This is a genomic window from Thermoleptolyngbya oregonensis NK1-22 (assembly GCF_032705245.1).
GTDB classification, from domain to species: Bacteria; Cyanobacteriota; Cyanobacteriia; order Elainellales; family Elainellaceae; genus Thermoleptolyngbya; species Thermoleptolyngbya sichuanensis.
Genome location: NZ_CP053540.1, coordinates 100,414 through 119,939, shown reverse-complemented (window position 1 = coordinate 119,939; position 19,526 = coordinate 100,414). Strand labels below are relative to the sequence as shown.

At 55.8% G+C, this 19,526-nt stretch carries 15 protein-coding genes; 5 read left to right on the top strand and 10 right to left on the bottom strand.

Annotated features, from left to right (window positions below; all coding sequences use genetic code 11):
- Window positions 1-53: 53 nt before the first annotated feature.
- The 3 genes from HNI00_RS00535 to HNI00_RS00525 form a co-directional block, all read right to left on the bottom strand.
- A complete protein-coding gene (locus tag HNI00_RS00535) occupies window positions 54-1,241 on the bottom strand; it encodes a hybrid sensor histidine kinase/response regulator (RefSeq protein WP_316789738.1) in 1,188 nt (395 codons plus the stop codon).
- Window positions 1,242-1,349: 108 nt separating this feature from the next.
- The gene (locus HNI00_RS00530) at window positions 1,350-1,787 is read right to left on the bottom strand and encodes a response regulator (protein WP_068509283.1); all 438 of its coding nucleotides are present in this window, start codon (window positions 1,785-1,787) and stop codon (window positions 1,350-1,352) included.
- Between the two features lie 1,216 nt (window positions 1,788-3,003).
- Window positions 3,004-5,211, bottom strand: a complete 2,208-nt coding sequence (locus HNI00_RS00525) for a sensor histidine kinase (protein ID WP_316789735.1) — start codon at window positions 5,209-5,211, stop codon at window positions 3,004-3,006.
- A 725-nt stretch (window positions 5,212-5,936) separates the two neighbouring features.
- Here HNI00_RS00525 and HNI00_RS00520 point away from each other — a divergent pair.
- The 3 genes from HNI00_RS00520 (at window position 5,937) to HNI00_RS00510 (ending at window position 9,330) form a co-directional block, all read left to right on the top strand.
- The gene (locus HNI00_RS00520) at window positions 5,937-6,671 is read left to right on the top strand and encodes a response regulator (protein ID WP_420156265.1); all 735 of its coding nucleotides are present in this window, start codon (window positions 5,937-5,939) and stop codon (window positions 6,669-6,671) included.
- Between the two features lie 422 nt (window positions 6,672-7,093).
- A complete protein-coding gene (locus tag HNI00_RS00515; RefSeq protein ID WP_316789730.1) occupies window positions 7,094-7,951 on the top strand; it encodes a dienelactone hydrolase family protein in 858 nt (285 codons plus the stop codon).
- A 161-nt stretch (window positions 7,952-8,112) separates the two neighbouring features.
- The gene (locus HNI00_RS00510; protein WP_420156264.1) at window positions 8,113-9,330 is read left to right on the top strand and encodes a DUF4336 domain-containing protein; all 1,218 of its coding nucleotides are present in this window, start codon (window positions 8,113-8,115) and stop codon (window positions 9,328-9,330) included.
- Between the two features lie 127 nt (window positions 9,331-9,457).
- Here HNI00_RS00510 and HNI00_RS00505 read toward each other — a convergent pair whose 3' ends face one another.
- Window positions 9,458-11,608 (bottom strand): polyribonucleotide nucleotidyltransferase, encoded by a 2,151-nt coding sequence (locus HNI00_RS00505; protein ID WP_297074714.1) that lies wholly within the window; start codon window positions 11,606-11,608, stop codon window positions 9,458-9,460.
- A 70-nt stretch (window positions 11,609-11,678) separates the two neighbouring features.
- On the opposite strand from HNI00_RS00505, the gene HNI00_RS00500 reads away from it, so the two are divergent.
- The gene (locus HNI00_RS00500; protein ID WP_316789726.1) at window positions 11,679-12,044 is read left to right on the top strand and encodes a hypothetical protein; all 366 of its coding nucleotides are present in this window, start codon (window positions 11,679-11,681) and stop codon (window positions 12,042-12,044) included.
- Between the two features lie 809 nt (window positions 12,045-12,853).
- Entirely contained in the window at window positions 12,854-14,110 is a 1,257-nt protein-coding gene (locus HNI00_RS00495; protein WP_316789725.1) for an SH3 domain-containing protein, read from the top strand.
- Window positions 14,111-14,286: 176 nt separating this feature from the next.
- On the opposite strand, the gene HNI00_RS00490 is transcribed toward HNI00_RS00495, so the two are convergent.
- The 6 genes from HNI00_RS00490 to HNI00_RS00465 all read right to left on the bottom strand — a co-directional run bounded on the left by HNI00_RS00490 (window position 14,287) and on the right by HNI00_RS00465 (window position 19,504).
- On the bottom strand, window positions 14,287-15,018 hold the full coding sequence (locus tag HNI00_RS00490; protein ID WP_316789723.1) for an HAD family hydrolase: 732 nt from the start codon (window positions 15,016-15,018) through the stop codon (window positions 14,287-14,289).
- 212 nt (window positions 15,019-15,230) lie between these two features.
- Complete coding sequence (locus tag HNI00_RS00485; protein ID WP_316789721.1) at window positions 15,231-16,196, bottom strand: 30S ribosomal protein S1; 966 nt, start codon at window positions 16,194-16,196, stop codon at window positions 15,231-15,233.
- A 494-nt stretch (window positions 16,197-16,690) separates the two neighbouring features.
- A complete protein-coding gene (gene nrdR / locus HNI00_RS00480) occupies window positions 16,691-17,233 on the bottom strand; it encodes a transcriptional regulator NrdR (protein ID WP_297085305.1) in 543 nt (180 codons plus the stop codon).
- Window positions 17,234-17,521: 288 nt separating this feature from the next.
- Window positions 17,522-18,370 carry a M48 family metallopeptidase gene (locus tag HNI00_RS00475; protein ID WP_316789717.1) on the bottom strand — a complete coding sequence of 283 codons (849 nt, stop codon included), beginning with the start codon at window positions 18,368-18,370 and terminating at the stop codon, window positions 17,522-17,524.
- Window positions 18,371-18,401: 31 nt separating this feature from the next.
- A complete protein-coding gene (locus tag HNI00_RS00470) occupies window positions 18,402-18,839 on the bottom strand; it encodes an NUDIX hydrolase (protein ID WP_316789715.1) in 438 nt (145 codons plus the stop codon).
- A 20-nt stretch (window positions 18,840-18,859) separates the two neighbouring features.
- Entirely contained in the window at window positions 18,860-19,504 is a 645-nt protein-coding gene (locus HNI00_RS00465) for a hypothetical protein (protein WP_316789713.1), read from the bottom strand.
- Between the last annotated feature and the right edge of the window lie 22 nt (window positions 19,505-19,526).

Below are 19,526 nucleotides of genomic sequence, written 5' to 3'. Positions count from 1 at the left end.
CTGATTCTGATTTCTGATTCTGATTTCTGATAAGAAACCCTTCTAGCGCACCTTCACCGTTTCTCTGGTAGCCACACGCTGAAGACGCTCCCCTGCCCCAGCGTCGAGCGGACGGCGATCGCCCCGCCATGCGCTTCCACAATTCGCCGCGACAGGTACAGCCCCAGCCCGCTGCCCGCCCGCTTGTGGTTGCCCTGGCGATAGCGCTCAAACAGAATACTCTGGTCGTCAGGCGGAATGCCGGGCCCCGTGTCTTGCACCTCCACCAAGACCTGGCGAGGGGCATTGCCGTTGGCAGCAGAGGCTTCTGCTTCGGCAACAATCCGGCTGAGACGCACGGTCACCGATCCCCTGTCGGTGAACTTAATGGCGTTGCCGAGCAGGTTCGTAAACAGGCGGCGCAGTTCCAGGCGATCGCCCATCACCACCCCACCGCCCTCTGTGCCATCCACCATCTCCAAAGCAAGCTGCTTATCCTGCGCCCAGGGCATCAGTTCCTGGCACACCTCGCGCAAGATCTCTGGCAGGTGGCACGGGTCAAACAGCATGGTCTTCTCGCCTGCGTCGTGGCGATACACCTCCAGCAGCGTGTTGACCATTTGCAGCAGGTTTTGGTTGCTGCGGATCATAATGGCGATCGCGTCGTTCATTTCTGGCGTAATCGAACCAAAGGCATCCTGCTGGAATAGCTTCAGCATTCGGTCGGCGGCCACCAGCGGCGTTCGCAAATCGTGGGTCAAGCGCGAAACAAAGTCTTCCCGCTGGCGGGCAAGCTGCTCTCGCTGACGCTTGGCTAGCTCGGCTTCCTGCTCTGCCTGATGAATTCGGAGGGCGTTGCGGAGAATACGCGCCAGCACCTCTGGCGACACTTTCGACTTGGGCAGATAGTCTGACGCGCCGGCCTTCATTAGCTCCACGGCAATTTCTTCGTCGCCCTGCCCTGTCAGCACAATCAGCGGCGTTTTGTCGCCCCGCCCCCGCACGTCCTGTACGACCGCCAGCCCGTCCCGATCGGGTAGGCGATAATCCAAAAACACGCAGTCATAGGTGCGCTCCTGGAGTGCGGAGATCGCCGCTGCATAGTCCCCCGCCTCGATCAGGATCATGTTGATGCCTGCATTGCGGAGCGATCGCCGCACGGCCATCCGGTCAATCTCATCGTCATCCACCACGAGCAAAGACAATGGGGCATCCAGTAGACTGCTCTGCCGTAGAGCATCCGTTGCAGCATTCAAAGACATGATTCACGCGCCTCTCAATTGAGGGAGGGTCAGGTTATGAAGACGCTAAAGAATCAGCTAGAGGCATCAGCTAGCAGAGTCCTTAGACCGTCTGTAAAGCGCCGCTGACTAGGGCAACTCGCACAGCATCCAATAGCGATTGAGCGTGGCCATTGTTTCAGCAAAATTGGTGAACGTAACGGGCTTCAAAATATAACCCGCCACATTGAGATTGTAAGCTTCAACCCGATCTTTATCCTGATTGGAAGTCGTCAACACGATGACCGGTGTTTTTCTTAATTCTGGATCGGTTCTCAACTCGTGTAAGAACTCGATCCCGCTCATTTTAGGCATATTTAGATCCAGCAAGATGAGCCGACGAGTCGGCGGCACGATGGCTGGATTGCCACCCTCGCTTCGCAGCATTGAAAGGGCTTCGATTCCATTCGTCGCAACGTACAGCGGATTGGTGATGTTGTTTTTCTTGAACGCTCGACGGACGTTCATGACATCTACTTCGTCATCTTCTACGAGGAGAATGTTGATAACACGCTCTTGGACTTGCATAGCTCGTGACACACTAAACTAACTTTCAGAACTCTCTAGATTTTTCTATTCAAAAGTCTTTTAATGGACGTGAAATAACAGCAGTGAAACTCATTGCAAAACTGCAAATCTGCAAATACAATTTCATAAAATAATCTGAAAGTGGACTAACCCCTTTTGGGTTTTTAGAAAAGCCCCTTTTTATAGAAAGCTTCTAACTTGAACCCCTCTCGCTACTCTGATCAGGCCTAGACAGACCAAAGATTTCGACAGATTTTGACATAGTTTCGACATAGTAAAGCCTGGATACCCAGCCCCTTCTAGCCTATTGCCCTCTCCATCGCCCTCTAAGAACCTGAAGAACGTTGAAACTTTGAGAACTTTGACTAAACCTTACTGAACTAGTAGTTTAATGCCTGACCCACCTCCCCAAAGCCTGAGAAATCCGTTAATTTCCTAAACTTTTGACGAATTTGGCCAGTTATGAGAAGGGATTTGAATTAGCAGCACTCCATCTCCACCCTGTCGGCAAGTCAGGCTAGTGAAGAGCGATCGCCATCCATGCGCGACCCGAAATAAACTCGATATCGCATCGCCCTCTCATCATTAAGCACTCCATCATTCAGCAACCCGCCATATCAGCATTCCGTCACGCTATTAGCGGGCATTTCCGAACTCTGCTGAAAACTGCTGCACATCCGGGGGCGATGCGACTGCTGCGGAGGGCACAGCGATCAAGAGCAGCACAGTCTTACCTCAGAAAGTTTGCGCTTTTGGAAAATCAGTGCAGCCTAGGGGTAGAGCCGCACCAGCCACAAGCAGCAAGCCTTTACTACCATAGCTAAATTTTATATAAGCGATGATATCTCTGCCGTCATCCTAGAGTTAGAGTTTTTTATTGATGAAGGGGCAGTCTCCAGATGCACCTATCGCAATCAGCCTGGATGCCTGAAGGAGCCATGAATTTCGGGCGAGCCAGAACAGAACCCGATGCTTTGTAAAGCAGTCAGGACTGGGTATACAGCGATTCTAGGCAGTGTCTTAAAACTTTCTAGGTCGTTGATTACCTTGAGTCGATCCCCCTAAATCCCCCTTAATCAGGGAGACTTCCAGAGCGGTTTGGCCCAGTTCCCCCCTTGTTAAGCGGGGCTAGGGGGGATCGTTAAGGGGGGTTAGGGGGGATCAAAGGGTTTTAAAATACGCCCTAGAACAATCCTAGACGGTTGTTTATTCCCGGTTATTTATTCCAGGTAAAGTAGAAGGTTGTGCCTGCGCCCTCTTCCGAATCTAGGTGAATCGTGCCTCCTTCTGTTTCCACGATGCGCTTTACGATGGAAAGCCCCACGCCCGTACTTTCCTTCACATCGCGGGCCTGGAGCGTTTGAAAAATCATGAAAATCTTGCGGTGATATTCCGGCGCGATGCCTGGGCCGTCGTCTGCTACGGAAAACTCGTAGCGATCGCCCAAATCTTTGACCCCAATTCGCACTTGCCCATCCGGCCGATCGTGATGCTTGACCGCGTTGCTGATTAGGTTGGCAAAGACCTGGCGTAGGGGCAGCCGCTTGGTAATCAAGGTCGGTAGGTCGGGCGGGATCGTAATGGTAAACGTATCGGGCGGGTCGATGGAATCAATGACCTCATCGAGCAGCACCGACAAGGAGACCCGCTCCACCGGAGACTCCACACGCCCAACGCGGGAATATTCCAGCAGCCCGTTGATCAGCGCTTCCATACGATGCACGCGCCCTCGTAGTAGGTGAAGCTGCTGCTGGTTTTCTGGGGGCAGTTGTCCCGACAGGTCTTCTTCGATCCACTCTGAGAGGTTGGCGATCGCCCGCAGGGGAGCCTTCAGGTCGTGAGACGCGACGTAGGCAAACTGTTCCAACTCGCGGTTGCGATCCTCTAGCATTTCATTCGTCTCAGCCAAATCTCGCGTCAAGCGATCCAGTTCATCTGCCCGCGCTTTGAGCTTGGCCTCCGTTTCCAAAAACTGAGTAATGTCGCGAATAATCGCAATCCGCCGATCTTCAAACTGAATCTCGCTGAGGGAAATCTCCAGCGGAAACTGGGAACCATCTCGTCGTTGCCCGATAACCTGGTGCGGTTGTCCCGGCTGAATCCGCGCAAGCGCATAATTTCCCATCCCATCAGACCCGGCAACCCCAACCCCTATAGCCTCAGACCTCACAGCCTCAGACTCCGCAGCCTCAGACCTTGCAGCCTCAGACTCCGCAACCTCAGACCCCGAAACCTCAGATTCCGTAACTTCGGACTCACCAGCCTCAGAACCGGGGAACTCAGGATCAATCACCACGAAACCCGCAGACGTAGAATCCAGGGTTTCTAAATCGACTGCCGCTTCAGAATTTGCGGCTTCCGATTCAGAATTTGCAGCTTCTGAACTGTCTGCCTCGGAATTTGCAGCTTTCGGAGGAGCCGCCGCCAAACTGGTCACCTCCGAACTGGTCACCTCCGAACTGGTCGTCTGAGAGGTTGCAGCTTCTGAACGGGTCGCCTCAGAAATCGGCGACTCCTGCGGGGCTAGCAGCACGTCCAGCGGCCGCCCTTCGACCTCGTGCGCCTGGTAGCCAAACAGTTGCTCTGCTGCGGTATTGAAAATCTCGATTTCGTCGTGTTCATCCAGCGTTACCACGCCATCTACCACGTTGCCCACAATCGCCTGAAGCAGCAATCGGCTCTCTTTCAGCAGTTGTTCTCGGCTTTGCAGTTCACGGTCGAGCTGACGAAACAGGTATACCGCCGCCGTGGATGCCATCAGGCTCAATCCGGCCGTTAGCCCAATGATGCTAGAAGTCGTGTTTAGCAATCGAGAACGCTCAATGGTGTAGGCATTGAGCCGAAGCTGTTCTTGCCTTTGCAACTGGGATACAAATTCCCGCGCCTGATCAACCGTTGCCTTGCCTTCATCTAACAAGCCGACGAATGAAGGGGCCGTAATGGGAACGCTGGGCTGGGTCGTTAGTGTGTTGACTGTATCATCTAGTAGCCCCATGCTCCGGTCTACTAGCTGTTCCATCTGAGCCACGTCTGCATTGCGGCGATCGCGCTCTGCTTCAGAAACCCCGTATTGGTAACTCGCCTCCAACCGAGCCAAGCTGTCATCTAAGCTAGCTTTAGCTCGTTTGTAAGGAGCGAGATAGCTGGTGTCGCGCGTAATGCCGTAGCCCCGTACTCCTGTTTCCGCATTGAGCAGGTCAATCAGCACATTATCTGTAGCAGTAATCACGTCTCGCGTGGCCTCGATCTGCCGCCGAATGCCGCCCAGCATATTCATCGACCAAACCCAAGACCCAAGGGCGATCGCCAGACAGGTTGCTGGAATCGCGGCGATCGCGGCTCCTCGATAGGCAACTGGCAACCTCGACCAATTGATAAAAACTTGCCGATTGAGTTCTGAAACCTGCTCCTTACCGCGCCTCATGCTGTCCCTCTTAGGTTCATAGCTGCTGAGGCTGAGACGGGTTCTCAGAAAGTTCAGCGGCTATCAATTCCCTTCCTCAGATTGCAACTATTCTTAATCTTGGCAGTTTAATGGATTCCCTACGCTATGCCTTGGGGGGTATCTTTTTCATCCTGTGCAAATTTAGTCTCTCTCTGCTGACGGATGACGAGAGTGAAAGTTGCAAACCATAATTCTGCCTATCTTGCAGGTTGGAGCGAAAAATCCAGACTTGGCATTCACGCTGAAAAATCTAGGTCACGAGTCAAGCGCTGGAGATTGGCTACAACGCTATTTCTGGGCTGATTAGCTTCTCTGAGATGACTGGTCTAAGCAAGCTTTTCTAGATGGTCTAGATATTTGTAAAGCTGGAGGCTGCATGATGTTTCAGATAGATTTCTCACACTAATTTCTCACACTAATTTCAACCAAATCCTTCAACCAAATCTCCAAGAGGATGTTTGAAAAGTCCTACTGTTTGTAGCAAAGCGTGCAAGATCCCCCTAAATCCCTCTTAAAAAGGGGGACTTTAAGGCGGTTTTCCCCCTTTTTAAGGGGGGCTAATGGGGGATCTCTGAGTGCTTAACATTACAGGCGATACCTTTTCAAGCACCCTCTAAACGCATACAGCGTTTAATCATCCAGTAATCATCTAGTAATCATCAAGAATTGTGGCACTGAAAACTATGGCCCCAGAGCAGGACGGTATGCAAACAGACGCAACGAATGAAATTAGCGTAACGCTGATCGAAGACCACGACCTCACCCGCGTAGGCTTGCGGGCGGCACTCCAGCGGCAAGCGGGAATTCGAGTGTTGGGCGAAGCGGCAAATGCGTCCAGTGGGCTGCAAATGCTGCAAGAGGTTCGACCAGACGTGGCGATTGTCGATATTGGGCTGCCGGATATGGACGGGATTGAACTAACCCGCAAGTTTCGGGAGCAGCAGAGTGGGCTGGACGACGGGCGCAAGACGAAGGTGCTGATTCTCACCATGCACGACAGCGAAGAGTCGGTGCTGGCGGCATTTGCGGCAGGGGCTGATTCCTACTGCATGAAGGACATCAGCATCGACAAGCTGGCAGAAGCGCTGCACGCAACCCACGGCGGCAATTCCTGGATCGACCCAACCATTGCGGGCATTGTGCTGCGCCAGATGCGGCAAGCCGTTCCCGACAGCATGGGCATAGAAACCAAGACGGTGACGATTAGCGCCGTGAAGCCTGAAGTGGAGCAATTGCTGGAAAATTCTCCACTCACCGAGCGGGAACTGGAAATTCTGGAGCTAATTGTGGCGGGCTACAGCAACGCGGCGATCGCCGAGCAGTTGTTCATCACGGTGGGCACGGTCAAAACCCACGTCCGCAATATTCTCAACAAGCTCTGTGCCGATGACCGCACCCAGGCGGCGGTGCTGGCGCTGCGCTCTGGGCTAATCAGCTAGGGCGTGCTTTAAGACCCTTTGATCCCCCCTAGCCCCCTTAACAGATCCCCCCTTAGCCCCCCCTTAACAGATCCCCCCTAGCCCCCCTTAACAGATCCCCCCTAGCCCCCCTTAACAAGGGGGGAACCGAGCCAAACCGCTCCGGAAGTCCCCCTTGTTTCTAGCGAAGCGGCGCGTAAGCGCGGGAATTTAGGGGGATCGACTCAGGGCAATCAACGACCTAGAAAGTCTAAAGTCCCCCTTTTTAAGGGGGATTTAGGGGGATCGACTCAGGGCAATCAACGACCTACGAAAGCTTTAAAGCAATGCCTAGGCCAGGTTTCCAGGGGGCGAGTTTTGTCTATCTGGAGAGGGATTCGGGCGATCGCCCCCAAGGCGGTACAATCCACCCAGACGTAGTTTACAAAACTTAATTCAAGCCTATGTCCCCTAATGCCTCCAACTCTCGTCTGCCGCTGGGCATTCGTCGTCGCGACCTGCTGCTGGGCACTTTGGCGGCAGGCTTCGCGGTGGCTGTGCGTCCCATCTCGGCTGAAACCATTACTACCAGCGACGCGGGCCTGACGGCGGGGTTCGTTTCGATTCCCGTGGGCGATCGCGACATTCCCGCCTATCGAGCCATGCCCAGCACAGGCACAGGCTTTCCCGTTGTGCTGGTGGTGCAAGAGATTTTTGGCATCCATGCCTACATTCAGGACGTATGCCGTCGGCTGGCGCAACTGGGCTATTTGGCGATCGCCCCCAGCCTGTTCGAGCGCCAGGGCGACGTGACGCAGCTTCCCAATATCGACGCGATCCGGCCCATCGTGGCCCAGGTGCCCGATGCTCAGGTAATGTCTGACCTGGATGCGACCGCAGCCTGGACAGCCACTGCTGGCGGCGATCCAACCCGACTGGGCATCACGGGCTTCTGCTGGGGCGGGCGCATCACTTGGCTCTACGCTGCTCACAATCCCCAACTCAAGGCGGGCGTTGCCTGGTATGGTCGTCTGGTGGGCACGCCGACCGAGCTACAGCCGCAGTTCCCGGTGGATGTGGCAGCAGACATCAAGGCTCCTGTATTGGGGCTGTATGGCGAAAAGGACGACGGCATTCCGCTGGACAGCGTGGAACAAATGAAGTCTGCCCTCAAGGCCGCCAACGCGCCCAGCGAAATTATTGTTTATCCCGAAGCGCCCCACGGATTCCATGCCGACTATCGCCCCACCTATCGCCCCGAAGCAGCGGCCGATGGCTGGCAGCGGATGCAGGACTGGTTCAGGCAGCATGGAGTCATCTAGAAACGCGGCTCAGGATTGCTAAAGCGATTGGTTTGGCGATTAGATAGGGATAGGATGGAAGTTTCCGTCTTATCCCTGTCTTTTTGATTGCTGGATTAACAACTGTGGATGATTCCACTCTGAATGGACGCGGCGGCGGGCAGCCAGCACCGGCCTCAGGCCTGCCGCGGCGCGTATTTTTTGAAGATTCGTCTGAAAATTCGTCAGACTGGCGCTGGCCCTTCTGGCCCCTCGTGCCGCTCTATCCCTACGGCAATCGGCGCACCCTGCGAACCGAGATTGTGAAAGACACGGTCTGGACATTTGACCAAGTCCAGGGCATTTTCTACGTGGTGGTGCCGATTCGGATGACGGTGGTGCGGCTGGCGGCGGGCGGGCTGCTGGTCTATGCGCCGATCGCCCCTACGGGAGAATGCGTGCGCCTGCTGCGGGAGCTAGAAGCCCAGCATGGTGCCGTGCAGTACATCATTTTGCCAACGGTGTCGGGGCTTGAGCATAAGGTGTTTGTGGGGCCGTTTGCGCGGCAGTTCCGCACTGCCCAGGTCTTTGTTGCGCCGCATCAGTGGAGTTTTCCGCTCAACTTGCCGCTGAGCTGGCTGGGCCTGCCGCTCGGCCGGACGCAGCCCTTGCCCGAACAGCCGCAAGATGCGCCCTTTGCCGATGAGTTTGACTATGCCGTGCTGGGGCCAATTCATCTTGGCGTGGGACCTTTTGAGGAAGTGGCGTTTTTTCATCGGCGATCGCACTCCCTCCTGCTCACCGACTCCATTGTCTCAATTCCCGCTGAGCCGCCGCCTGTGGTGCAGCTTGACCCATTTCCGCTGTTGTTCCATGCCCGCGATCGCGCTTCGGAAGCCCCCGAAGACACACCCGCCAACCGCCTCAAAGGCTGGCGGCGAATTGCGCTATTTGCCTTTTACTTTAGCCCCGGAGCGCTGGAGGTTCCCTCCTGGGGTGAGGTGTTCGCAGAGGCAAGACAGGTGGGCGATCGCTCTCGGCGCAACTATTTCGGACTCTATCCTTTTCGCTGGAAACCAGGCTGGGAACAGTCCTTTGATGCCTTGCGCCAAGACGGACGGCTACTCGTCGCCCCCATTCTGCAAAAGCTCATCCTCAACCGCGCTCCCCAGCAAACGCTAGACTGGGCCGCCAGGGTCGCAGGCTGGGACTTTCACCGCATTCTGCCCTGCCACCTGGATGCGCCGCTGCTGGCAGACTCGCGTCAGTTCCGCCGTGCCTTTACATTTCTAGAAAAGCCGCTCCCGACAGCGGGCACGCCATCGGCTGCCCTGCCCGAAGCGGACTTGGAGCTTCTGAACCGCCTGGATAATGGATTCAGCCGCCGGGGTATCTTGCCCGCTGCCAAGGAACCCGTTTGAGGGTCTAGGGGTCAGGTGCTAAATTTCAACGGCTGGGAGAGTAGCTTGGTTTGAACACCTCGCCTTTCCAAGCTCTAAAACCTGACCCCCAGTTGATATCGGCTGCTAATGGATATCGGCTGCTCATCTACTGCGCGGCTGCTTCCCGCGCCGCAGTTGCCTCGTCGGGATGAATGCCGAGACGAGTCAGGTTGATCCGGCCACGCTGGTCGATCTCGCGCACTTTCACAATCACCTCATCGCCAACGGCGACTTCATCTTCGACCTTGCCCACGCGATAATCCGCTAGTTGCGAAATGTGGATCATGCCCTCTTTGCCGGGGAGGAATTCCACAAATGCGCCGATGGGAATGATGCGCGTCACTTTGCCTACATAGACATCGCCTGCGCTGAGCTTGCGGGTCATGCCCTCGATGATGGCGCGGGCGGCCTTTGCCTTTTCGCCGTCGATGGCAGAAATGGTGACGGTGCCATCGTCTTCGATATCGACCTTGGCTCCCGTTTGCTCGGTAATGCCCTTGATGGTCTTGCCGCCAGGGCCGATAACCATGCCGATAAATTCGGGGTCAATTTTGATCGTCAGCAGGCGCGGCGCATAGGGCGACAGTTCCGCACGGGGCTTGTCGATGGCGGCTAGCATTTTTTCAAGGATGTGCAGTCGGGCGGCGCGGGCCTGGTTGATCGCATCCGCCACAACCGAGACGGGCAGCCCCGTAATCTTCATGTCCATTTGCAGCGCCGTGATGCCCGTGTCGGTGCCCGCCACCTTAAAGTCCATGTCGCCGAGGAAGTCTTCGATGCCCTGAATGTCGGTCAGGATGCGGACTTCATCCCCTTCTTTGATCAGCCCCATAGCGGCTCCGCTGACGGGCTTGGAAATGGGCACGCCCGCATCCATCAGCGCCAGGGTGGAGCCACAGACCGACCCCATCGAGGTGGAGCCGTTGGAAGACAGCACCTCGGATACGACGCGGATAACGTAGGGGAAGTCCGATTTTTCGGGCAAAACTGGCACCAGCGCCCGCTCTGCCAGGGCCCCGTGGCCGATTTCGCGGCGGCCGGGCGATCGCATCGGTTTTGTTTCCCCGACCGAGTAGGGCGGCATGTTGTAGTGATGCATGTAGCGCTTTTCTTCGTCAGGATGCAGGTCGTCCATTTCCTGCGCGTCGCCTGGGGTGCCCAGCGTCACCACCGACAACACCTGGGTTAGCTCCCGCTGAAACAGGGCGCTACCGTGAACCCGGCTGGGCAAAACCCCTGTGCGGCAGCTAATCTTGCGAACTTCATCCAGCTTGCGCCCGTCTACGCGCACCCCGTCTTCGATAATTTGCTTCCGCATCAGCCTTTTGGTGACGCTCTTAAACACGGTGGGCAGGGCTTTGGGGTTGGCTTCGGCTGCTATGCGAATGGGGCTGTCTTCGGGCATTTCTGCGATTTCAGCAGCAACGGCGGCTTTCACTTCGTCCAGCTTTTCGTCACGCTCGCCCTTCGTGTATTCAAAGTGCGTCAGGATTTCTTTGATCGCTTGCGTGGTGCGATCGCCAATAAAATCTTCTAGCGTAGAATCGACTTCTGGCTCCGCTTCTTTCACCAGTTCGATGCCCAGTTCCTTGATCAAGTCAAGCTGCGCCTGGATCAGATCGCGCACCGCTTCATAACCAAAGTCGATCGCCTCGATCATGTCCTGCTCCGGAAGCTGGTTTGCGCCCGCTTCCACCATGATTACGCCTTCGGGCGAACCCGCGACCACCAAATCGAGATCGCCTTCTTCAATCTCTTTGTAGGTGGGGTTGATAATAAAGTCGTCGCCAATTAGCCCGACACGCACCGCCGCCATTGGGCCATTGAAGGGAATCTTGGCCAGCAGCGTGGCAATTGAAGCACCCGTGACGGCCAGCACATCGGGCGGCACTCGCTCATCCATCGACATCGTAGTGGCCACAACCTGAATGTCGTCCCGCAACCATCCGGGAAACAGGGGGCGCAGGGGGCGATCGATTAATCGACTCACGAGCGTTGCCTTTTCAGGGGGTCGCCCCTCCCGTCTCAAAAAACCACCCGGAATCCGCCCTGCCGCGTATAATCTCTCTTCGTAATCTACCAGCAGCGGCAAAAAGTCGATGCCCTCTCGCGCTGAGGCACGGGTCGCTGTCACAAATACGGCGGTATCTTCTGACTGCACGAGCACTGCGCCGCCTGCCTGGGGAGCCAACAGCCCCACCTTCAGCCGAATATCCCTGCCATCGAAGGATATCGACTTGTCAATTTCGTCGAACATGAAGCGATATTTCCTTTTACTTGCCTGACTTTTTTCTTTCTCTCGCAATCGTAGCGCAATCCCAGCAGGGATGAACGTTGCCGCTTGCGAACGCAAATATCCGTTTCAATCTGTTGCAGTTTGCTTTGCAAATGAGGCGGCGATCGCCCTTAGTCGGCACCTCCCGCCCCTGCAAAATAGCGCCCTATTCATCATCATTTTCGGCTTTGCAAATCCTCTAAATCTGGTCAGGACTTACGCACTTGCGATAAGCTCTTTGGGTTTTGGACAATTTCTCGCGGGCGCAGCCCGCGAGAAATTGTCCAACTGTGTAAGTCCTACTGGTTTTAGGAACCAGGATCAGCAGGGTTTTGAGGGCATTGTCCGACTGCAAGGGAGCAAGCTAAAAGACCTTTCAACCTGCGAGGCGATCGCTTCTTTTGAGGCGCTATTCTGAGCATCTCGCTTGCCAATCAGAATCTTGCAGTCAACCCGTCTCAACTCAGCCATCCGCCCTATCCAGTGAGACAAAGATCAGGCAAAATCGCGATCGCAGTTGGGATTTTTAGAGCGACTCATTGCCAAATCCATAGGGTGAATGTGAGGGTTGCTTGCACCGCAGATTCAGCGTTAGGTCTTAAAGGAGAGTCGGGCAAATTGAAGCGATGGGTCGAATCATTGTGAGAATTTGTATGCTGCATCACCTTGATCCACCAGGCCAAAAAAGCCAGCCCGTGATTCTCATCACCAGATTCGGACCAATGAAAAAATGCAAACTGGTCTTTTTGTACTACAAGGCGGGGGCTTTTGAGGTTCGTGGTTTTCAGAATTTCTTTAGAAGTTTAGTGGCAAAATGTAGCGGATCGACACAATATGTCGCGGGCAGACTTTGCCCTTTCCTGAGTAGGTTTCTTAATCAGCCCTGGTTTACAGATTTGTTGCGATCGCCCGTTTGCCCATATTTAGAAATATTCAGGGCGATCGCCCCCTTGCTAAATCAAGATTTTTGCACGATCCACTTTGCGATTTCCAGAGTTCGTAGGATAATTCAGGAAATAGTTTAGGTTTAAAGCTGCCCTTCTTCGCCGTCCATTTCTTTCCAAGAACACGCAGATTCTCATATTGCGGGTGCCCTCTAGAGAGAAATAGCCTGGGTTTAAATAGCCCCAAGAAGCGTCGATTTTTTTGGGTTTTAACCTGACTAAACCTGAGCCTCGGTTCTGTCTAAAAACATGGAAAACTCGTATTCAACGAGTGAGGAGACTTATGGAATCACTAGCATATATTCATGCTGCGGTTGCCTACGAAGACCCGAATCCGGCTCCTGAACTTCAGGTAAGCCTGGAAATTCCTAGCTCGGTCTGGCTGGGAACCCTCTCTACCGCAGTCGTCGTATCTGCCGTTGGCGGCGTTGCGCCAGAAGCCCAAGCTGTGGTTCGCTTTGGCGATACCTGTATTCAGGTGGGCGACGTGCAGAGCGCTCTTGCTTCGGCAGGCTTTAGCCCCGGCTCCATCGACAGCGTCTTTGGCTCCAACACCCTGTCCGCCGTCAGACGGTTTCAGTTGTCGAAGGGGCTTGCTGTGGATGGCGTGGTCGGCCCGGCAACCGCCAGCAGCCTCGGACTGAGCGGCTCGATTTACAACGTGGGCGTTAGCTGCGGCACTGGCGGCCCTGGCGATGATGGGGGGCCGGATTTCGTCAGAGTTTCGACCAATGGCAGCCCCTTGACCGTCCGCAACGGCCCGGGAACTGGCTTTGCGCCCATCGACTATCTGTCCAACGGCACAGTAGTTCGCGTGGTGGGTTCCTCTGGCGGTTGGTATAACATCTCAGGCGGTGGCTGGATTTCGCAAGCTTGGACAGTCGAGAGCAGTGGCGGCACTGGTGGCGGCGGTGGCGGTGGCGGCACCGGCAATTATTTCGTCTCCACCAACGGCGGCACGCTGCTGGTTCGCAATGGCCCCGGCACTGGGTTTGCCGTTATTGATGAACTGTTTAATGGAACCTCGGTCACGATCGTCGAAGTTTCGGGTGGCTGGGGTCGTCTGTCTGGCGGCGGCTGGGTGTCGATGGACTGGCTGAGCGCTGGCGGCGGTGGCGGCGGCGGTGGCGGTGGCGGCACCGGCAATTATTTCGTCTCCACCAACGGCGGCACGCTGCTGGTTCGCAATGGCCCCGGCACTGGGTTTGCCGTTATTGATGAACTGTTTAATGGAACCTCGGTCACGATCGTCGAAGTTTCGGGCGGCTGGGGTCGTCTGTCTGGCGGCGGCTGGGTGTCGATGTCCTGGCTGAGCGCTGGCGGCAGTGGCGGCGGCGGTGGCGGCGGTGGCGGCATCGGCGGCTACTATGTCTCCACCAACGGCGGCACGCTGATCGTCCGGAGCGGCCCTGGTCTTGGCTATCTAGATATCGACGAAATCGCCAATGGCAGTTACATCGACATCGTAGAAATCTTTGGCGGCTGGGGTCGCTTAGCTGATGGCGGCTGGGTGTCGATGGATTGGGTGGCTTACGAGTAAGCTTCTTCTCAAGACTCCGTTTTAAGGTCAGGACTTACGCACTTGCGATAATCTTTCTGGGCTTTGGACAACTTCTCACGGGTGCAGCCCGCGAGAAATGGTTCAACTGCGTAAGTCCTAAGGGTGAGGAGTGTAGAACCAGGATTCTACACTCCTTTTTGCTGCTTTCAATGTCGTCAGAGATGGATTTCCTGAAGACTTTCAATCACGATGCTGGCTCCTGCCAAGCCGGATACAGCAGCCGGATTGCGGGCGATGCCGATACATCCGGCCGATCGGGCGGCGATCGCCAACTGCACGTCCGCCTGCGAATCGCCCACGACCAGCGTTTGTCCTGGCAACACGCCCAATTTCCCACAAACCTGTTCCAGCAAAATCGGATCGGGCTTGCTCGGCCCCTCCTCTGTTCCCTGACACACCTGCAAATAGGGTGTGAGTGCGTAGCGGTCGGCAAAGTCCACCACCTGAGCCGTCGTATCCGACGACAAAATCGCCAGCTTTAGCCCTGCACCCGCCAGCCGTTGCAGCGTTTCTGCCACGTCTTCATAGCAGGGCGTGTGGTCGGCCTTGCGAGAAAAGGACTGATCTGCCTCCTGAAACGCTGACTGAACGAGCGCCAGCGACTCTAGCCAGCCGCGTCCCGTTTCCGCAACGTAGGCGGCGGCCGCAATCTCGTTCTCGCGGCGAGTGCCTACGGCCATTAGTCCAGCCGGATTTAACTGATCCCCGTCCAGCCCAAAGGCAAGCTGGAGCGGACTTTCCACGCCAGGAACGCGGGCATCAATCAAGCGCGATCGCCGCTGGGCCAGCACCCGCAGAAAATGCGCCGAATCTGCCAGCGTGCCGTCTTTATCGAAGACCACCGCCTGCACGTCTGGAAACATCACCGAGCCACACCGAATCAGCATCCTCGCCCCAAAAGCACACCAACTGCGTCAGTCCTAACAAACAAAAAGGAGGGACAATCCCTCCTCAGTCAGAAGCGTCTCCATCGGAAACGCCAACGATTAACATGCTGTGATCAATCCATGCCGTAATCAATCCATTCTGTAATTAATCCGTTTACCCTACCGCACCGAGCCTATAGCCTCAAGCAGTCAGGACTCCGAATGCTAGACGCTTACTCAGCAGCCAGAAGCACTTCTTCCACTTCGTAGTCTGCTGTCTCCGAAAGCCCAGCATCAGCCGACTGCGCGGGCTGGAGCTTCTGCTCTCGCCAGCGGGCAGCCATCTCCTCCGCCTTCTCGTAAACCACATCGGGGTTTTTCACCATGTCGCCCGGTTCGGGTTCAAGCTGCTTGGTAGACAGCGAAATCCGGCCCCGCTCAGCATCTAGGTCAATAATCATGACCTTCACTTCGTCGTTTTGATTAAAGACGCTATGCGGCGTGTCGATGTGGTCGTGAGAGATTTCGGAAATGTGCAGCAGACCGCTGACCCCGCCGATGTCGATGAACGCACCGTAGGGCTTTAGACCACGCACCGTGCCGACCACCACTTCGCCCACTTCCAGGCGATTCATCTTGCGCTCCACCAGGGCGCGGCGGTGGCTCAGCACCAGACGGTTGCGCTCTTCGTCCACTTCCAAAAACTTCAGGGGCAGTTCTTCGCCCACCAGGTCTTCCTTGGGTTTGCGGGTGCTGATGTGGGAGCCTGGAATAAAGCCGCGTAGCCCTTCGATCCGCACTAGGGCACCGCCCCGGTTGGTCGCAAACACAGCAGAGCGAACCGTTGCGTCTTCTGCCTGGAGTTGACGAACACGCTCCCACGCCCGCATATATTCGATCCGACGAATAGACAGCGTTAGCTGGCCTTCTTCGTTTTCGTCGGTGAGGATATAAAACTCACGGGTTTCGTTGGATTGCAACACCTCATCCGGCGTATCGATGCGGTTGATCGACATCTCCTGGATGGGGATGTAGGCGGCCGTTTTAGCGCCAATGTCAATCAGAGCGCCCCTCGGCTCCAAACTAAACACCGTCCCCGCCACAATATCACCGGGGCTAAAGTGATAGTCATACTGGTCGAGAAGAGCGGCAAAGTCTTCGTGCGTAAAACCAATGTCTACTTTTTCCTGATTGACCATGCTAATCGTTTCCTAGTGTTCGTCTCCGTAGTTTTTGTTGGGCCGACATTCTCCTTAAGCTAATGCACAACATGCCTGACCGCCGCCTGCATCAGCCAGCGCTGGCCTGACAGATGTACACCCAAAGGGGCGTAACCAGATACTCCAAGATTCTGCGTTTTAGACGCTGATGTTTCAGCCGCCTTCTATTGTAAGCGCAGCACCGAAGTTGTTGCTAACCCTAGGAGATCTATCATACCCCACGGTCGCCCTTCAGGTAGCCAGACTTTTGCGGAATTCTTGTATAACTTTGCAATTTTCTCGCGTGTGGGGGGCTGTCTGGGTGAAACTCGTGCAAACAGGGCTTCATTGAGCGGCTGGCTGCTCCAAATTTGCAGCAGACTTATGGTTGAACGGGGCTTGCTTGGGCGAACGTTCAGTGATTTGTCTTATAGGTTTGTCTTATAGGCCTGTCTTAAGGGGCTTGTCTCAGTGGTTTGTCTCAGGGGCTTGCCTCATAAGACACCCAACTCATCTTCCTGCTCAGAGGGGTCTAGAACTGCGGGGGCGATCGCCCCTCTCCGCTCAGACTTGCTGCCGTTTCCCAACGCGCCCTGAAGCTGGTTGAGCGTGTCTACAAAATCTCGAATGCCGCGAAACTGGCGATAGACCGAGGCAAAGCGGATGTAGGCGACTTCGTTCAGGTCTTGCAGCCGATCCAGCACCAGCTCGCCAATTTCCTGGCTGGGCACTTCGCGCACCGACCGTTGCTGAAGTTCGGCCTCGATTTCGTCTACCAGATTTTCTAGTTCTAGATGGGGAATACCCGTTTTTTCGCAGGCCCGCATGATGCCGCGCAGCACCTTTGAGCGGTCGAAGGATTCCCGTGCGCCATTCCGCTTGACCACGATCACGGGCACAAACTCAATGCGCTCGTAGGTGGTGAACCGTCGTCCGCAGCTCAGGCACTCCCGTCGCCGTCGGACGCTTTGACCCGACTCGGCCGAGCGAGATTCCAAAACGCGGTTGTCGGTAAATTGACAGAAGGGACACCTCATGGGAACCGCCTTTTAGGCAAGGTTATACAGAATATAATGACATGGGCTTGATCTGGGGTGCGGCTGTGGTTTCACGGGGATTCTCGGTGAGCGGGGCGATCGCCCCCCACCCCCAAGCGCCAGAACAGCCCTCCGGCAATTCACCTGGCGATCCACTTGGCAATTCACTTGTCGATCCACTGGAGTCGATTCCTGAGGCCCCCAATTCACGGCTTGCGTCCTTTGGCTGTGTCATGATACTCCAGTTTTCAAAATTTCTAACATAGACTTTGAGGCGAGTTTATTGGGTTATTGGGTGGCGCTGGTGGGGCGCGATCGCTCGACCCAGGCAGGCACGTAGCACCAGGCTTTTTGCAGTTCCTGGTCTAGCCGTTCATAGTCGGGTTCTTTTTTGCCCACCAGTGCCCAAAACTGGGCGGAATGGTTCATGTGAACCGTGTGGCACAGTTCGTGAATAAACACATAGCGCACCAGCGGCGCAGGCAAAAACAGCAGCTTGGCATTTAGGCTAATGGTGCGTTTGCTGGAGCAGCTTGCCCAGCGCGTCTTTTGCTGGCGGACAGAGGCGCTGGCGTAGGGCAGGTCAATCTCGCGGCTCACCTGCCGCAGCCAGGGCAAAAAGTGGTAGGTCGCCTTGCGGTTGAGCCAGCGCCGCAGGAGCGATTGGCAGCTTTCTAGATTTTCCGTCGGGCCGTGGACGTGAAGCTGGTGAGGGCTGCGGGTGGTGGCCGTGAGCTGGGTTCCAGGGGCAGGCGCGTAGATGACGGTCCAGGTTTCGGGGAGCGATCGCAGTTGGATCTCTTCCGGCAAGGGCTGCACCACGTCCAGCGGCATGGTTTCCTGGCGATCCAGAAAACGCTGTCGCGTCCGCACGATCCATTCCCGTCGCCGCTCCACAATCTCCGGCACCTGGCGCGGGTCAACGCTGGGGGGAATGACGATTTCCACGTCGCCCCAATGCGAGACATGAATATTGATATTTTTGGCCCGCTTGCTGACGCGAATGCGGTAGTCTAAGCCGTTTGAACTCCCGTTTGAACTCCTGTTTGAACGGGGTAGAGAATCGCCTGCCGTGTTTGCACCCAGCGCCCCCTGATGGCCCATTGCGCCCCGCTCTTTGCTAAACGCATCGCTCATAAAAACTTGTCTAATCCACGAAAATCCTGAATCAAGCCGACTTCAGAAAACCCCGCTCCACAAACTCCAGCAAGATTTTGCGATGGGGCTGGCCCAGCGGACGCACCTGACCCGCCCGTGCCGAGTAGCGATCGCCCCGCTGAATATCCTCCAGGCTGAGCAGTCCCAAGTCCCAGCCTTCATTCAACTGCAAGCGGTCTAAAGGCACGTCTAGGTGACCGTGAAACACATGCCGCACCACGTCTTCTAGGTCATACCGGGCAAACGGCTCCAGCAGCGGAGGCGCGTAGCCAATTTCCTCCAGCAGTTCGCGCCGCACTGCTACATCGGGCGCTTCATTCGGCTCGACATGTCCCCCAAAGAAACCCCAGCAACCAGGGTAATAGATCCCCGGAATGTCGTCCCGCAGTTGCAGGAGAAACTGACCGTCTTGATGCAGAATGGCGATCGCCACATGAACTTGAGACATAAGTGAATTTGGGCTAGGCGCTAAGGTTCTGCCCCCACGCTATCGCCCGGTGCAGGTTTCAGCAAGCCCACCAGGATTCGCAGCAGCGCCTCCAGATCTGCCGGAACCCGGTACAGGTTGAGATCCTGCGTTACCTGTCGTGTCTGTCGGTCAAATTGGCCGAACTGCCAGATGCTCCCGGTCGATACTGCCCCCGGCAGCACCCCTTGCTCCGACTCGATCCACTGATCCAGCGCAATTAGCTCTACTGCTAGCTGCACAAATCCCCGCTCCAGGTCCTCGTTTTTGGCTTCAATTACCAAAACTATCACGTCCGTTTGCAGAAAATAGTCCAGCGATCCCTTAAGCTGATTGCTCACCGCCACCGGGTATTCTACATTCAGCAATGCTTGCGTGTAGTGCAGCACATCCGTCAGCACAGGGGCAATCAAAAACTCGCGCCGTGCCGCTTCACTGGTCAGGCTGAGTCGGGGGAGACTCTCTTCAATGCGCTGTTGCAGGCTGTCCAGTCGATCCAGTTCTCCTCTATAAGGCGAAAAGGCGATCGCCCGCTTCTGGAGCGTCACCCCAAAATGAGCCAGAATATCCCTCGGCGCAAAGTTGAGCCTGAAATAATCTGCAAACGTGTAAGACTGATCGGGCTGGAGGATGGGGGCTTTAGGCATGGGAGGAATGGTTGGGGAATCG

Excerpts from the sequence above, each read along its gene's own strand:
- HNI00_RS00535 (WP_316789738.1), bottom strand. The coding sequence starts at position 1,241 with ATGTCTTTGAATGCTGCAACGGATGCTCTACGGCAGAGCAGTCTACTG.
- HNI00_RS00530 (WP_068509283.1), bottom strand. The coding sequence starts at position 1,787 with ATGCAAGTCCAAGAGCGTGTTATCAACATTCTCCTCGTAGAAGATGAC.
- HNI00_RS00495 (WP_316789725.1), top strand. The coding sequence starts at position 12,854 with ATGGAATCACTAGCATATATTCATGCTGCGGTTGCCTACGAAGACCCG.
- HNI00_RS00500 (WP_316789726.1), top strand. The coding sequence starts at position 11,679 with ATGAACGTTGCCGCTTGCGAACGCAAATATCCGTTTCAATCTGTTGCA.
- HNI00_RS00520 (WP_420156265.1), top strand. The coding sequence starts at position 5,937 with ATGCAAACAGACGCAACGAATGAAATTAGCGTAACGCTGATCGAAGAC.
- HNI00_RS00525 (WP_316789735.1), bottom strand. The coding sequence starts at position 5,211 with ATGAGGCGCGGTAAGGAGCAGGTTTCAGAACTCAATCGGCAAGTTTTT.
- HNI00_RS00475 (WP_316789717.1), bottom strand. The coding sequence starts at position 18,370 with ATGAGCGATGCGTTTAGCAAAGAGCGGGGCGCAATGGGCCATCAGGGG.
- nrdR (WP_297085305.1), bottom strand. The coding sequence starts at position 17,233 with ATGAGGTGTCCCTTCTGTCAATTTACCGACAACCGCGTTTTGGAATCT.
- HNI00_RS00485 (WP_316789721.1), bottom strand. The coding sequence starts at position 16,196 with ATGGTCAATCAGGAAAAAGTAGACATTGGTTTTACGCACGAAGACTTT.
- HNI00_RS00465 (WP_316789713.1), bottom strand. The coding sequence starts at position 19,504 with ATGCCTAAAGCCCCCATCCTCCAGCCCGATCAGTCTTACACGTTTGCA.
- HNI00_RS00470 (WP_316789715.1), bottom strand. The coding sequence starts at position 18,839 with ATGTCTCAAGTTCATGTGGCGATCGCCATTCTGCATCAAGACGGTCAG.
- HNI00_RS00505 (WP_297074714.1), bottom strand. The coding sequence starts at position 11,608 with ATGTTCGACGAAATTGACAAGTCGATATCCTTCGATGGCAGGGATATT.
- HNI00_RS00515 (WP_316789730.1), top strand. The coding sequence starts at position 7,094 with ATGTCCCCTAATGCCTCCAACTCTCGTCTGCCGCTGGGCATTCGTCGT.
- HNI00_RS00490 (WP_316789723.1), bottom strand. The coding sequence starts at position 15,018 with ATGCTGATTCGGTGTGGCTCGGTGATGTTTCCAGACGTGCAGGCGGTG.